The 12,992-nt window shown below is 57.4% G+C and carries 17 protein-coding genes and 1 tRNA gene; 3 read left to right on the top strand and 15 right to left on the bottom strand.

Going from position 1 to position 12,992, the window contains the following annotated elements:
• Nucleotides 1-9: 9 nt before the first annotated feature.
• Nucleotides 10-1,665: an arginine--tRNA ligase gene (gene argS / locus EST62_RS06325; RefSeq protein WP_129051260.1), complete on the top strand. Its 1,656-nt coding sequence runs from the start codon at nt 10-12 to the stop codon at nt 1,663-1,665.
• Nucleotides 1,666-1,765: 100 nt separating this feature from the next.
• On the opposite strand, the gene nadD is transcribed toward argS, so the two are convergent.
• The 13 genes from nadD to EST62_RS06260 form a co-directional block, all read right to left on the bottom strand.
• The gene (nadD, locus tag EST62_RS06320) at nt 1,766-2,353 is read right to left on the bottom strand and encodes a nicotinate (nicotinamide) nucleotide adenylyltransferase (protein ID WP_129051259.1); all 588 of its coding nucleotides are present in this window, start codon (nt 2,351-2,353) and stop codon (nt 1,766-1,768) included.
• Entirely contained in the window at nt 2,350-3,279 is a 930-nt protein-coding gene (locus tag EST62_RS06315) for an outer membrane protein assembly factor BamD (RefSeq protein WP_129051258.1), read from the bottom strand. Before EST62_RS06315 ends, nadD begins: the two co-directional genes overlap by 4 nt.
• A gap of 293 nt (nt 3,280-3,572) precedes the next feature.
• A tRNA-Ala gene (locus EST62_RS06310) sits at nt 3,573-3,645 on the bottom strand.
• A gap of 110 nt (nt 3,646-3,755) precedes the next feature.
• Nucleotides 3,756-4,301, bottom strand: coding sequence for an ATP synthase F1 subunit delta (gene atpH / locus EST62_RS06305; RefSeq protein WP_129051257.1), 546 nt, complete (start codon nt 4,299-4,301; stop codon nt 3,756-3,758).
• A 19-nt stretch (nt 4,302-4,320) separates the two neighbouring features.
• Nucleotides 4,321-4,848, bottom strand: coding sequence for a F0F1 ATP synthase subunit B (locus EST62_RS06300; RefSeq protein WP_129051256.1), 528 nt, complete (start codon nt 4,846-4,848; stop codon nt 4,321-4,323).
• A gap of 87 nt (nt 4,849-4,935) precedes the next feature.
• Nucleotides 4,936-5,157 (bottom strand): ATP synthase F0 subunit C, encoded by a 222-nt coding sequence (gene atpE, locus EST62_RS06295; protein WP_129051316.1) that lies wholly within the window; start codon nt 5,155-5,157, stop codon nt 4,936-4,938.
• A 105-nt stretch (nt 5,158-5,262) separates the two neighbouring features.
• Nucleotides 5,263-6,321 carry a F0F1 ATP synthase subunit A gene (locus EST62_RS06290; RefSeq protein WP_129051255.1) on the bottom strand — a complete coding sequence of 353 codons (1,059 nt, stop codon included), beginning with the start codon at nt 6,319-6,321 and terminating at the stop codon, nt 5,263-5,265.
• Nucleotides 6,322-6,330: 9 nt separating this feature from the next.
• A complete protein-coding gene (locus EST62_RS13450; protein ID WP_167599209.1) occupies nt 6,331-6,723 on the bottom strand; it encodes a hypothetical protein in 393 nt (130 codons plus the stop codon).
• The gene (locus EST62_RS06280) at nt 6,720-7,022 is read right to left on the bottom strand and encodes an AtpZ/AtpI family protein (RefSeq protein WP_129051254.1); all 303 of its coding nucleotides are present in this window, start codon (nt 7,020-7,022) and stop codon (nt 6,720-6,722) included. The genes EST62_RS13450 and EST62_RS06280 overlap by 4 nt, the downstream gene beginning before the upstream one ends.
• Nucleotides 7,023-7,078: 56 nt before the next feature.
• Nucleotides 7,079-8,068, bottom strand: coding sequence for a UDP-glucose 4-epimerase GalE (gene galE / locus EST62_RS06275; RefSeq protein WP_129051253.1), 990 nt, complete (start codon nt 8,066-8,068; stop codon nt 7,079-7,081).
• A 260-nt stretch (nt 8,069-8,328) separates the two neighbouring features.
• Nucleotides 8,329-8,976, bottom strand: a complete 648-nt coding sequence (locus EST62_RS06270; RefSeq protein WP_129051252.1) for a cyclase family protein — start codon at nt 8,974-8,976, stop codon at nt 8,329-8,331.
• 35 nt (nt 8,977-9,011) lie between these two features.
• A complete protein-coding gene (locus tag EST62_RS06265; protein ID WP_129051251.1) occupies nt 9,012-9,608 on the bottom strand; it encodes an acyloxyacyl hydrolase in 597 nt (198 codons plus the stop codon).
• Nucleotides 9,609-9,612: 4 nt separating this feature from the next.
• Entirely contained in the window at nt 9,613-10,389 is a 777-nt protein-coding gene (locus EST62_RS06260) for a carboxylesterase (RefSeq protein ID WP_245153498.1), read from the bottom strand.
• Between the two features lie 188 nt (nt 10,390-10,577).
• Here EST62_RS06260 and EST62_RS06255 point away from each other — a divergent pair, with 188 nt between their 5' ends.
• Together EST62_RS06255 and EST62_RS06250 are read left to right on the top strand one after the other, a co-directional pair.
• On the top strand, nt 10,578-11,093 hold the full coding sequence (locus EST62_RS06255; RefSeq protein WP_129051249.1) for a septal ring lytic transglycosylase RlpA family protein: 516 nt from the start codon (nt 10,578-10,580) through the stop codon (nt 11,091-11,093).
• A gap of 40 nt (nt 11,094-11,133) precedes the next feature.
• The gene (locus tag EST62_RS06250; RefSeq protein WP_129051248.1) at nt 11,134-11,520 is read left to right on the top strand and encodes a four helix bundle protein; all 387 of its coding nucleotides are present in this window, start codon (nt 11,134-11,136) and stop codon (nt 11,518-11,520) included.
• Nucleotides 11,521-11,575: 55 nt separating this feature from the next.
• On the opposite strand, the gene EST62_RS06245 is transcribed toward EST62_RS06250, so the two are convergent.
• Together EST62_RS06245 and EST62_RS06240 are read right to left on the bottom strand one after the other, a co-directional pair.
• On the bottom strand, nt 11,576-12,280 hold the full coding sequence (locus EST62_RS06245; protein ID WP_129051247.1) for a YecA family protein: 705 nt from the start codon (nt 12,278-12,280) through the stop codon (nt 11,576-11,578).
• Nucleotides 12,281-12,306: 26 nt separating this feature from the next.
• On the bottom strand, nt 12,307-12,828 hold the full coding sequence (locus tag EST62_RS06240) for a GNAT family N-acetyltransferase (RefSeq protein WP_129051246.1): 522 nt from the start codon (nt 12,826-12,828) through the stop codon (nt 12,307-12,309).
• Nucleotides 12,829-12,992: the final 164 nt, after the last annotated feature.

Genomic DNA, 12,992 nt, shown 5'->3' with positions numbered 1-12,992 from the left:
TTCATACCGATGCGAGCCTTTTTCCTTCCCTTCATTCAGGACGCCCTGCACAAAGCGGGCATCGAGACCGACAAGGAGATTCAGATTGACAAGCCGAACGACAAGAAATTCGGCGACTTCTCGACCAACATCGCCTTCCTCCTGGCCAAGGAGGCCCGGAAAAATCCGCGCGAACTGGCCACGCAGTTGATCGCCCTCTTCGCATTTCCGGAAGGCACGGTGACCAAAACCGAGGTGGCAGGGCCGGGATTCATCAACTTCCATCTCGATCCGGCCTTCTTCATGCGCTCGGCTCAAGAAGTCCTGACGCAGGGAGAAAAGTTCGGTTGCACGGATTCAGGCAAGGGACAGAAAGCGATTGTCGAGTACGTCAGTGCCAACCCGACCGGGCCGCTCACCATCGGGCGCGGACGCGGCGGCGTGCTTGGTGATTGCATCGCGAACCTGCTCGAAACGCAGGGCTACGAGGTGACGCGCGAGTACTACTTCAACGACGCCGGTCGCCAGATGCAGATTCTGGCCGAATCGGTGCGTTTCCGCTACCTCGAAAAGTGCGGGCAGGCAATCGAGTTTCCGACGACGCACTACCAGGGCGACTACATCGGCGAAATCGCCGAGACGCTCTTCATCGAACACGGCGACGAGCTGGCCTCGACCGAAGAGCTGGCGATCTTCAAGGAGAGTGCCGAAGCGGTCATCTTCAGCTCGATCCGCAGAACGCTCGAACGCCTCTCGATTACCCACGACTCTTTCTTCAACGAGCACACGCTCTACCAGTCGCGCGAGGGCGAGCCATCGCCAAACCGGCAGGTGATCGACGCGCTCGACGCCAAGGGGTTCATCGGCAATTACGACGGCGCGACCTGGTTCATGACCACCAAACTCGGCCAGGAGAAGGACAAGGTGCTCATCAAATCCTCCGGCGACCCGAGCTACCGCCTGCCCGACATCGCCTACCACGTCACCAAGTTCGAGCGCGGCTTCGACCTCATGGTGAACGTCTTCGGCGCGGATCACATCGACGAGTACCCCGACGTGCTCGAAGCGCTGAAAATTCTCGGCTACGACGCCTCGAAGGTCAAGATCGCCATCAACCAGTTCGTCACCACAACGGTGGGTGGCCAGACGGTCAAGATGTCCACCCGCAAGGGCAACGCCGACCTGCTCGACGACCTCATCGACGACGTCGGCGCGGACGCCACGCGCCTCTTCTTCATCATGCGCGGCAAGGATTCGCACCTGAATTTCGATGTCGAGCTGGCCAAGAAGCAGTCGAAGGACAACCCGGTTTTTTACCTCCAGTACGCCCACGCGAGGATTTGCAGCCTTATGCGCCTTGCCGAAAAAGAGGTCGGCTTCGACGAAGCTTTGGCCAGCGGCGAGAGCCTCCCGCTGCTTGACAGCGAGCCAGAGATCGACCTCGCCTCCTCGCTGCTCGACTTCCCGGATGTCATTCAGTCCTGCCTGCGCCTGCTCGAACCGCAGAAGATGGTCGAGTACCTGCACACGGTCGCCGAGCGCTACCACAAATTCTATCAGGAGTGCCCGATTCTGAAAGCGGACGAGAACATCCGTACGGCACGTCTTGAGCTATCGCTCACCGTCCGCCAGGTGCTGCGCAACGGCTTCAGGATTCTGGGGATTTCCGCGCCGGAATCGATGTGAGGGCGCGATAAGATTTTGAAAGGGAAAGAGATGAGCCGATTGATGTCACCTCACTGATTGGGTACGCCCGGCAATCAAATCGGCAACTAAACGCGATGCGTCACGAACGATACAAACCGTGTTCGGCGATGTATGCCGCAATGGACGGCGGCACGAGGTGGTCAATCGGCTGACCGGCGGCAACTCGCTGCCGAATTTTCGTCGCTGAAACGGCCATGTCGAAATCGTAGTGGTGCGCGGGAAAAAGATGATCGTTGACAGGCGGGTCGGCAGTTTCACCACCGGATCTGCCGAAAACGGCAATCGAGCAGCGCTTCGGAATTTCCGGAGCCGATTTCCACTGCGGCATCTGGCGGTAGCTGTCCTCCCCGACCAGCAGCACCAGCTCGTCGCCGGGATGGAGCGCCGCGACGTGGCGCAACAGATCGATGGTGTACGACGGCCCCGGCTGCTGCAACTCCCACGTGCTCATTTCCGCAAACGCGCCCGCGCTGTTGATCTCCCTGGTGAGCAGACGCGCCATGGCGGCCCGGTCGTCATCGGAGGCGGCGGCAGTGGCTTTGAATGGATTTTTTGAAACTGATACCATGAGCCGGTCAAGCCCTGCAAGCTCTCTTGCAAAGAGGCACAGGGCAAGATGACCGTTATGTGGCGGGTCGAAACTTCCTCCGAAAACAGCAGTTCTCACTCTTTCGTTTTCGGATCGCGCTCGTTTGAGTAGTGGGCGGTAACTTTTCTGGCAGCATCTTCAACCTGTTTGCCCTTTCCCGGAAAAAGCTGCTGGAAGGCCTCTATCGACTGGCGAGCTTCAAACCAGTTTTGATGCTTGATCTCCGAATCGATCTTGCCGATCCAGGCAGGTTCGACCCATTTGGTGTCGGCATACTGGTTGATGACCACATCGTAGAAAATCTCCGCGGCGCGGTACTTCTTGAGTTTGAAATATTGCCGGGCGATAGAGAAGCGGTTATTGGCGAGCTTCTCCCGGAGCGCAGGAACGGCCTGCTGGCTGTATCGCGCCGGAGAGCCGTTTGCGAGCGCTGCCTTCGCGGCTTCGTATTTGTCCCGGTATGAGGCGTTGTCCGGGTTGACCTCCATCAGATTTTTGTACAGCTCCAGATCGCTGGCGGCCTGCGCGGAGTCGTCCAACGGGTACTGGTCGAGGTAGGTTGCGAATTCGTTGATACCCTTGACGGTGTACTCCTGGTCAAGCTCATGGAATGGAGAGAGCTTTTCGTATGACTTGGCAAGCATGAACTGCGCGTCCCTGGCGTAGGGAGAGTCCGGTGTCTGCTGAAGCAACCGGCGGTAGGTGTCGGCGGCAAGGATGTACTCCTTCTTTTTGTAATAGGAGTCGGCCAGGCCCTTCAGCACATCGTCTTCGAGATCGGTCGCCCTGGTCGAAAACATGAGCGTTTCAAGGATTTCAATGGCGTCTCCGTATTTCTTTGTGGCGATCTTTTCGGAGGCCTCGCGGTAGCGCAGCTCGACCGGCGTGACCGTCATGGAGGCTTTTGGCGATTTCGACGACGAACATGAGGAGAGCGGCAATGCAAGACAGAGCAGTCCGGGCAGAATCCTGAGCACCGACTTTTTCATGACCGATTGAGACATAGAGACTCCCTTGAAGCAGGTGAAAAAATAACTATCCAACCTTGCCTGACGGCCAGCCGTCAGACTTTCGTAAACCGGCGCACGAGCGGGAAAAAAGAGACCGCGGCCTGGCGCGGGTTTACAGCAGAATCTTGCGAACCGGACGATTTGATTCCGCGAGGCTGAGCTGCCCGGGCAATCCGGCTCGATTTGCGAAGGAACACCCGAAAAGGCTTCAGTCCATTCGGAGAAGAGAGTCTGTGCCCGGTATCGGGTCACGTTCTCCGCCAACCAGATGAAACCTGCGGGGTTTGTGGAGCTTAGGGGAGTCGAACCCCTGACCTTCTCATTGCGAACGAGACGCTCTACCAACTGAGCTAAAGCCCCAAAAAGAAGAACAATTTACAGCTATTTGGCGCGGGCACAATATAATCTTTTCGCGCACGCAAAAAAAGCCTGCTTGACGGCAGGCTTTTTTTGAACATAATGCTGCGGAATCAAGCCGGTTCAGCGACCAGGGAATGCCTGAGCATCTCAAGCTGATGGCTGATGCTGCCGTCAATAATCGTATCGCCGATCTTGACAGCCACGCCTCCGATCAGTTTTTCGTCGAGCAGCATTCTGGCGCGGATTTTCTTTCCGGTGCGGGCCGAGAGGCTGTTGACCAGCTCTTTGGCCTGATCGTCGCCGAGCTTGACGGCGCTCGTTACGTCGGCATTGATAACGCCGTTGCGCTCGTCGATCAATGCGTTGAATTCATTAACCACACCGACAAGCAGCCCTGCCCTCTTTTTGTGGGCCAGCAGCTTGAGAAAGAGCATCGTTTTCTCGCCGACCTCGTTCTTGAATATCTCTTCGAGAATTTTCGATTTGAGATCGACATTGATGAGCGGGCTTTTCAGGGCCAGAACAAGCTCGTGGCTTCCGGCGATCACTTCCTGTATTTTCCGCAGGTCTTCGGTAACTCTCTCCAGAAAGCCGGCCTCGACGGCCACTTCGAGCAAGGCCACCGCGTATCGACGGCCTGCAATTGCACTTGACATAGTTCCGAGGTTTTATTAATCAGTTACGACTGGAGGCCATTTCCTTGATCATATCGTTGACCACCGCTTTCTGCTTTTCTGCATCGAGGGTGGTGCGAATGATCTTTTCAGCGCCTTTCACCGCCATATCGGCAACCTCGTTCCTGAGCACATCCAGCGCGCGACGCTTCTCCTGCTCGATCTCATCCTTGGCGGAAGCAATCATCTTGCGGGACTCCTCCTGGGCCTTCTCGGTCAGCTCGTTGCGAACCTTGTCGGCCACCTCTTTGGCCTCCCTGATGATTTTGTCTGCTTCGGCATCGGCCATGGCCAGCGTTTCCCTGTTTTTCTTCAGGATCGCCTCAGCCTCGTCTTTGGCCGTGTGAGCGCGGTCGATTGCCGACTGAATGCCTTTGGCCCGCTCTTCGAGCATCGAGACAATCGGGCCCCATGCGGTTTTCCTGAGAATAATGAGAACGATCAGAAAAGTAAGCGCTGTCCAGAATATGAGGCCCGGATTCGGGTTGAGAAGCCCGCCTTCGAGCAGAATAATCCCTGACGTTAGCATGAACGCAGTCCTTTAACAGTTTGATAAAAAACCGTCTGCGGTTTCCCTGAGATACTGCAGACGGATTGATGCTATGGCGAGACGGCCTTACTTCAGGGCGAGAAGCACGCAGATAACCTCACCGAACAGCGCGACACCCTCGATAAGAGCGGCGGCGATAATCATCGTGGTACGGATGTCCGAAGTAGCCTCAGGCTGACGGGCCGTGCCTTCTGCTGCCGAAGCAGCGGCGTTTCCGATACCAATACCTGCACCGATAGCCGCCAGACCTGCGCCGATGCCCGCACCCAAATAACCCAAACCTTCCATCTTTAAATTGCCTCCATTGATTGTTGTTGTAAAATGAATGCTACTCCTTGTAGCAGTTCTAAAAATCTTTGTCAAACAGACTTCTTCAGTTCATCGAAGCAAGGATCAATGATGACCCGAAGCCTCCAGCTCGTGGCCGTCGTGACCGTCGGAGTGCGCTGTCGCCAGACCGATGAAGAGCGCCGAGAGCATGGTGAACACGTACGCCTGCAGGAACGCCACGAAGAGTTCAAGCAGATAGATGAAGATTGCGAACGGAATCGAAACCGCCACGGCCACGATGTAGCTCTTCAGAATGAAGCTGATGAAGAACAGGCTGAGAATGATGATGTGTCCCGCCGTCATGTTCGCGAAGAGTCGAATGGTCAGCGCGAACGGCTTGGTGAACTGACCGAGAACCTCGATCGGCACCATGATGATCCAGAGCGCCCAGTGCGTTCCGGCGGTCAGGTGCTGAAGATAACCCTTGACGCCCTGTGCTTTGAACGCGGAGAACTGGGTAACGATAAAAGTGAAAATCGAAAGGGTAAGCGTAACGTTGATATTGCCGGTCGCCGTCGCGCTGTAAGGAATGAGGCCGAGCAGGTTACAAAGCAGAATGAAGAAGAATACCGAAAGCAGGTAAGGCATGAACCGTTCGTAACCGTGACCGATGTTGGGCCTTGCGACGTCGTTTGCGATAAAATCAACCAACGATTCAAGAAGGTTGGCGACCCCTTTCGGAGCATCTTTGGCGGACATCTTTTTGGCTGCGGCTCCGGCAGCGCTTGCTATAATGATAAGGAGAATTGCAGCGATCCAGAGCATGACGACATGCTTGGTGATCGAAATGTCGAAACCGGCGATTTCGAGGTGCGGCAGATGAACCTCGCCGAACGGCTCGAACACAAAGGTGTGACTGTCGAGAATGTGGTGCATGATAAGGTCGCCCGGCTTCTCTTCGCCATGCGCAGCCTCGCCGTGGGCTGCTGCCACTTCGGCATGACCGGCTGCGGCCTCGGCGGCTGGCGCGGCAACGGTTGACGGCGCGGCATGAATGGCTTCGACCGCAGACCCCGTGACCGGAGACTCACCCTGGACGGAAGTGGCGAATGCTTGACTGTTAAGGCTCAGGAGAACAGGCACGACAAGTGCCAAAATTCTTGAAATCGCTTTCTTTCGCATACCGTCTTGTCAGTTTTTTGCAGCGTTTTTTTTCAGTTGATTCTTCTTCTGGTAAGCGAGAATCTCAAGCACCAGATAGATACAGTAAAATGAGATGAAGGATACGACGAAATCGATCGACTTGACCATGCCCAGCAGATTGATGACCAGTACCAGCGCCATGACGATCAGAAGTCTGAGGGCCACGCCGCCGAAAACGACCAGCGTGAAAATCTTCGACTCCTTGTCAAATCCGTACTCAAAGAGCAGGTATCCCGTGAGGCTGTTGATGATGACCATGAGCCAGGCGACAAAAACCGAGTTAATGTCGATCGGATACCTTGCCGCGCCCCAGTACACAACCCCCCATAAAATGACCGACAAGATAAATAACTTTACAAGAAAATCAAACAAAGCCTTCATGTCCGTCGATCCTTTTCATGGTTATTTGTGGATTGATGATGCGAGCTATCGTGGTCGCGGTTCGCTTTCTGCACGGTTTTGATGAGCACGAGCACCATGCCGACCATGCCGAGCAGCACTCCGACCAGAAAAAACAGAGGCGAGGTGCCGAGCCTGGAATCCGCCCAGTAGCCAATGAAAACGAAGAAAGCGAAACTCGCGGCAATCTGCAAACCGAGTCCGAAATAATCAGACATCGCCCTGACCGACTCGCCAAATTTATCTACGAATCTCTCTTCATCCCTGTCATTGTCGAACATGGCTCTCTCCTTTGGGGGCGTATCCGGTTATCAGGCCGACTCGCAGCAAAACAGCTTTATCGCCCATCGCCACCAGCGCTCACGTCCCGATAGACGTTCCAGGTCGATTCGACCAGCGTATCGAGATCGCTGTGCTGCGGCACCCAGCCGAGCAGCTCGCGAGCCATGGCGGAGGTCGCCACCAGGTTGGCCGGGTCGCCCTCGCGGCGCGGCGCGAATTCAGCCGGTATTTCCCGGCCGGTCAGGCGGCGGGCGGCTTCGAGCATTTCGAGCACCGTGACGCCGGTCTCGCTGCCGAGGTTCACCGACAGGCTCTCGCCGGTTTCGATCACCCGCTCGAACGCCAGCACGTGCGCGGTGGCGAGATCGTTGACGTGAACGTAGTCGCGGATGCAGGTGCCGTCCCTGGTCGGGTAGTCCGTGCCGAATACCGAGAGCGACGATCTGAAGCCGGCGGCGGTCTCCATGATAACCGGCAAGAGGTTTGCCGGATTCTGCTCCAGCCCGTGAATGCGCCCGCGCACATCATAACCGGCAGCGTTGAAATATCTTACCGCTGCGAACTTCAGCCCCTTGAGCTTGTCGTACCATTCGAGGATGCGCTCGATTTCAAGCTTGGTGAAGCCGTAGTAATTCTCCGGCTCCTTGGGATGATTCTCGTCGATGGGCAGATAGGCCGGGCTGCCGAAGATGGCCGCCGAGGAGGAGAAGAGAAAGCATTTGATGCCGCTCGCCAACGCCTGGTTGATGGTGCCGATCGTGCCGCAGATGTTGTGCACGGAGTACTCCTGCGGCTTCTGCATCGACTCCCCGGCAGCCTTCAGCGCCGCCAGATGCACGCAGCCGTCAAACCCGCGATTCATCACGGACGCCAGCATTGCCGCATCGAAAATATCGCCACGCACGAACTCAGCATCGCTGAACAAATTCTCCTCCCGCCCTGTAGAGAGGTTGTCGAACACCGTAACCTCGTAGCCCCGGTCGAGAAACTCGCGAGCCACATGACTGCCAATATACCCTGCGCCGCCGATAACGAGGATTTTCATACCTGAATATTTAGGGGATTGCTATTCAACGAAAGCAGAAGATAACACTTCCCTCCCGAATCCGAAGCACCATGCCAAGAGAGCGTGCGTGCTGCGGAATCGACAAACCCGGAGTACACCAACCAAAAAAAGGAGCTACCCGATATGCGTGCATGTACCTGCTCCTCTTTCGAGCAAGTTACCAACCTTAAACCGCTGTCTAAAAACCGGGGGGGGCTCGTCACTTGATCCCAATCTCTTTCTGCGGTGACTTTTGCGATTTATTGTTGCCGCAGTAACAAAGCAACCGCACGCACGGGACAGGCTTCTGCTCCGGCGATAGGCAACGGAAGGGCGGAGAAAAGAAAACTGCTGCCGGAAAGCTGGCCGAGCGCCGTAAGATTTTCAATCAGCACGAGGCCCGCGCCGAGCAGGGCGCGATGGATGGGCAGCGCCTCGGAGTCCGCCGGGTCGAACGACGGCGCATCGATGCCGATCCCCTTCAGCCCAAGCCCGGCGAGCCACGCCGCCGCGTCCGGCGAAAGCACCGGATAACCCCGGCTGTACTCATCGCTGCCCCAGAAACGGCTCCAGCCGGAATGCAGCAACAGAAACTCCGCCTGCTCGATCCGGGCCCGGCTGGTCAGCAATCGGGCGAGCGAAACCGGCCCGTTCTGAATTTCCCGCAGATCGAGCATCACGCCCTTGCCGGCGAAGTGATTCGCTGGCAAGCCATCGAGCGAGGCCGCGCCCTCGACGAGATGCGCCGGAGCGTCGAGGTGCGTGCCGGTGTGCGACGAGAGTTGCAGCCAGCGCTCGCCAAAGCCGTCACGCCCGATCGTGCAGAGGTCGGAAAACTTCGGCTGCGGCGTACCCGGCCAGAGCGGCATGTCGGGCGAAATCGGGTGAGAGAGATCGATGATGCGCATGACGACACTTCGACGAATGAACAAAGAGGGCGCTCTCAGTAGAGCAGCGAATAGCTCACAACCACTGCGTTGCTGTTGATTCCCCGGTTCGGCTCGCTGGCGCCCGCGTTGGAAAGATGGCGGAAACGGTAGCCGACGGTAATGGCGCTGTTATTGGAAACGGCGACCTGCGCGCCGAGGCCGAACTGGTTCAGGAAATTGAATCCCGCCTCGCCCTGCTCCCGGCTGTCGATGCTCAGGTACATCGGGCCGGAACCGATTTCGCCGACCAGCTTCACCGATGGCGCAACCGGGTGGAGGTAGCGGATGAAAACATCGAGCCCGGTCTCGACGCCCGAATCGGGTTCGGTAACGGGGTTGCAAAACGGTTCGAGCGCAAGCTGGAGCGTACCTTTGCTCTCTTTCATCCCGAACACGGAGTTCATGTTGAAGCCAAAGCGCACAAAGAGCGGCACGGCGTTGAAATCCGCTTCGGTGAACTTCAGATGCCCCCAGGCGTATCCGGAGCCGATGGCGATTTCGTCGAGATAGACGCCGTCATGGGCATCGGTAGCCGCAGCATTGAGTTTGGCGGGAGTGAACACGCACGCAAGCATCAGCGGCATGAATAAACGGAACAACTGTTTTTTCATAGTGTTACGGATTGTGTGGTTTTGAGTTGATACGGCTGGCGACAAACTTCACGGCGGCCTCGACGGCGGCCTTGCGCTCGCAATCGCAGAAAATCTGGTGGTCGGTTTTATCGAACCAGACGATGGACCTGGCCGCCGGCGGCGTGGCGAGAATTCGCGACAGAATCTCGGCGCTCTCGGGCCGCACGATGCTTTCGTGGCGAGCTTGCAGAATCAGCGCGGGCAGGCGGACGCGACCGGCGATCCGCATCGTATCCTCCAGAAGATCGAACATCGAGAGAATGGTTTTTGTCGGCGCCCACTCATACTGCTCCGCAATGATGGCGTTGCCGGGATCGGCAAATTTGGCCTCCATGCCCCACCGGTCAACAAAACGGCTGACGAGCGGCGCAAGGAAATGGAGTGGCCGTCCGGGGCCGAGCGGCGAGGTCAGCCTGATCGGCGGCGTGGCGAGAATGAGCGAATCGACCAGCTCCGGACGGCGCGCGGCAAGTTGCAGGGCGAGCAAGGCGCCCATGCTGTGACCAAGCACCACCGCCTTGCCATCGACGCCGGTCAGCGCTTCGAGCGCCCGCCCGGCGTCATCGAGCCACTCTTGCCAGGTCACGCCGCGCAGCCGCTCCGGCGAATCAGCGCCATGACCGCGCAAGAGTGGCGTGGCCAGCTTGAGATCGAAACGACCAAGCGGGCCGAACAACTCCCGGACGCTTTCAAGATTCGCCGTGAACCCGTGCAGAATGACGATGCCCGTCAAACGCCTTTCCGGCGGCTTGTTTGTCATCCGATTCGTCATGTGGCAAGATTTAACGATGTGCTGCAACAGCGCTTGCAGACATACGGCAGAAAATACTCAGCCCCCAAATATACAAGGGGCTCAGGAATATTCTGCTGAAATGGCTATTTTTTGACGGAAAGGATAGCGATACCATGTCGATATGCAGCCCCCGATCATCACAGACAGACAAAACGATGAAAACGCAAAAACGGATTGGCGCCCTTCTGCTCATGACGCTCATGACTCTTCAGGCCTGCTCGACCTACAAGGGCGCCACAACCACATCGCGCAGCCTCCAGCCAATATCGCCCGAAGAGGCGTACCGGCTCGGCAAGCTCAAGAACACGCCCTATCTCATCGACGGGCGCCTCTACGTACCCATGAGCTTCGACCAGGTCTATGCCTACGAGGAGACCGGCCTGGCCTCGTGGTACGGCCAGGAGACGCTTGACCAGCATAACGGCCAGCCCACCGCCTACGGCGAAGTGTTCGATCCCGGCCTGCCCAGCGCCGCCCACAAATACCTGCCGCTTCCGATGATCGTCAAAGTCACGAACCTCGAAAACAAAGCCTCGATCATTGTGCGGGTCAACGACCGCGGCCCCTTCATCAATGGCCGGGTCATCGACCTGAGCGCCGAAGCCGCCAGACAACTCGGCTTCTACGGCAAAGGCACCGCAAGGGTCAAAATCGAATCGGTGTACCGGTAGGGAGAATTATGAATGATGAGTTATGAATTATGAATTATGAATGTCTGGTGAGGGTCTGAAAATTACTGAACGGTCGTTCCTGTTTGCTGTTCGTATCGTTCGGTTCTGCCGATTTCTTGAACAGCAGGGCAGTGTTTCTCGTACGCTGGCTGGCCAGTTATTGCGATCGGGGACATCGATTGGAGCCAATGTCGAGGAGGCGCAAGCCGGGCAAAGCAAATCGGATTTCACCGCCAAAATGTCCATTGCCCGCAAAGAGGCGCGCGAAACCCATTACTGGCTTCGCGTGCTTGTCGCATCGGATGTCGTTCAGCAATCCAAAATCGACGAGTTGCTCAAAGAGTCAGACGAGCTGGTTCGCATTCTGACCAGCATCGTCAAGTCAGCTCAATGCGGAAAAACCCCCCCACAAACAGTAGTCTCTTGATCCCCCTTCTTCAATTCAGCATTCATCACTCATAACTCATCATTCGTCATTCTCCTCACTTTCCGCAGCATTTTTTGTACTTCTGGCCGCTGCCGCAGGGGCAAAGGTCGTTTCTGCCGGGGTCTTCGGCTTTGGGCTGTTTCGCGCTTTCCGCCGCCTGGTTCCGCGCGGGCATCCAGAAGCTTTTGATTTCAAGCACGGCTTCCGGGATCAGTTTCCAGAGTTCGTACTCCTTCTCCTCATCCAGGCCGAGCTTGTCGCGCAACAGGCCGGAGGCCGCGGAGATGGCGAAGATGGTCTTGGAGCCTTTTTCGTCTCTCAGCAATGGCTGCCAGGAGGCGGGCCTCACGTTCACTCCCTCGATGAAACCGAGGCACCACGATCTGGCGGCGTGGCGCTGCGCCTCGTCGTTGTCGAAGGTGGTCAGGTTCGGCAGCGGCGCGTAGTCGGCGGGACTCTCTTCAAACTGATGCGCAAGCGCGTTCATCATCCGCACGATCAGCCCCACGATCCGCTCCTCCTGCTTGCCGGACTGAAAAACCGGCGCTTCGGCGGAGCCAGCCGAACCCCAGACGTACGGCAGCCATTCGTCACGGGCGATCGTGTCCGGCCCGATGACGAGCGCGGTCAGGAAGCCGTCGAGCGCATCGAGGTTCATCGGATGCTTCAGGCCGGATTCGTGCAGCAGGAAATCCTCCAGCTCTTCGTACTCCTGCGTGGTCAGTTCGTTGTTGGCGTTGTAATGAAAATTGTCAGCCATAGTTTGCTCTGATGAAAGTTATCGATTTACGACGCGGGGCCGCTCGCCATGAACGCTTCGTGGAACGTCGCCGCGCCTTGCCGAACCTGCCCTCCGAACGAGAGGGCGAAAAAGACCTCCGGCGGCACGCCTTCGTGCGCCAGCCCCTGCGGATTCGTGAAGCCGAATTGCCGGTAGTACTCCGGATGGCCCACCAGGCAGCAGCCTTTCGCGCCGAGCGCCTTAAGCCGGGCGAGGCCTTCGCGGACGAGCGCCTTGCCGATGCCCTGCCGCTGAAACTCCGGCAGCACCGACACCGGGCCGAGACCGAACCAGCCGGTGGTTCCATCAGACATGCTCACCGGCGAAAAGGCGATGTGGCCGACCACGCGCCCGTTCATCTCCGCGACGAGCGAAACACTCAGCGCTCCGGCGGCGCGCAACGCCTCGATGACGAACTGTTCGGTATGCCGACTTATTTCGAGCGTCGCGAAAGCCGCGACGGTCACGTCGCCCGTCGCGCGAAAGTCTTCCCGCGTTTCGTCCCTCGTGACGAGCTGCTGACTCATGATGATCTTCGTTGTTTCAGGCGTTCATGAAACGGCAAGGGTGGCGGTCATGCCCGGTAATTTGCTGACCAATATACCAATATCCCTCCGTTTGTCCTGCGCGCCTGCGAAAACCGACGCCTGGCAACCTCACGATCCGGAACGGAAAAAGCGAGGAGCAAGTT

This window comes from Chlorobaculum sp. 24CR (assembly GCF_004118635.1).
GTDB lineage: Bacteria > Bacteroidota > Chlorobiia > Chlorobiales > Chlorobiaceae > Chlorobaculum.
The sequence above is the reverse complement of the archived record's forward strand: the minus strand, read 5'-3'. Positions and strand labels throughout refer to the sequence as shown.

What these genes read in the sequence shown, in the direction of transcription:
- galE (WP_129051253.1), bottom strand. Translation starts at nt 8,068, where the DNA reads ATGAAAATCCTCGTTATCGGCGGCGCAGGGTATATTGGCAGTCATGTG.
- EST62_RS06245 (WP_129051247.1), bottom strand. Translation starts at nt 12,280, where the DNA reads ATGGCTGACAATTTTCATTACAACGCCAACAACGAACTGACCACGCAG.
- EST62_RS06280 (WP_129051254.1), bottom strand. Translation starts at nt 7,022, where the DNA reads ATGTTCGACAATGACAGGGATGAAGAGAGATTCGTAGATAAATTTGGC.
- EST62_RS06300 (WP_129051256.1), bottom strand. Translation starts at nt 4,848, where the DNA reads ATGCTAACGTCAGGGATTATTCTGCTCGAAGGCGGGCTTCTCAACCCG.
- EST62_RS06290 (WP_129051255.1), bottom strand. Translation starts at nt 6,321, where the DNA reads ATGCGAAAGAAAGCGATTTCAAGAATTTTGGCACTTGTCGTGCCTGTT.
- EST62_RS06250 (WP_129051248.1), top strand. Translation starts at nt 11,134, where the DNA reads ATGTCTGGTGAGGGTCTGAAAATTACTGAACGGTCGTTCCTGTTTGCT.
- EST62_RS06315 (WP_129051258.1), bottom strand. Translation starts at nt 3,279, where the DNA reads ATGTCTCAATCGGTCATGAAAAAGTCGGTGCTCAGGATTCTGCCCGGA.
- atpH (WP_129051257.1), bottom strand. Translation starts at nt 4,301, where the DNA reads ATGTCAAGTGCAATTGCAGGCCGTCGATACGCGGTGGCCTTGCTCGAA.
- argS (WP_129051260.1), top strand. Translation starts at nt 10, where the DNA reads ATGCGAGCCTTTTTCCTTCCCTTCATTCAGGACGCCCTGCACAAAGCG.
- atpE (WP_129051316.1), bottom strand. Translation starts at nt 5,157, where the DNA reads ATGGAAGGTTTGGGTTATTTGGGTGCGGGCATCGGCGCAGGTCTGGCG.
- EST62_RS06255 (WP_129051249.1), top strand. Translation starts at nt 10,578, where the DNA reads ATGAAAACGCAAAAACGGATTGGCGCCCTTCTGCTCATGACGCTCATG.
- EST62_RS13450 (WP_167599209.1), bottom strand. Translation starts at nt 6,723, where the DNA reads ATGAAGGCTTTGTTTGATTTTCTTGTAAAGTTATTTATCTTGTCGGTC.
- EST62_RS06270 (WP_129051252.1), bottom strand. Translation starts at nt 8,976, where the DNA reads ATGCGCATCATCGATCTCTCTCACCCGATTTCGCCCGACATGCCGCTC.
- EST62_RS06240 (WP_129051246.1), bottom strand. Translation starts at nt 12,828, where the DNA reads ATGAGTCAGCAGCTCGTCACGAGGGACGAAACGCGGGAAGACTTTCGC.
- EST62_RS06260 (WP_245153498.1), bottom strand. Translation starts at nt 10,389, where the DNA reads ATGACAAACAAGCCGCCGGAAAGGCGTTTGACGGGCATCGTCATTCTG.
- EST62_RS06265 (WP_129051251.1), bottom strand. Translation starts at nt 9,608, where the DNA reads ATGAAAAAACAGTTGTTCCGTTTATTCATGCCGCTGATGCTTGCGTGC.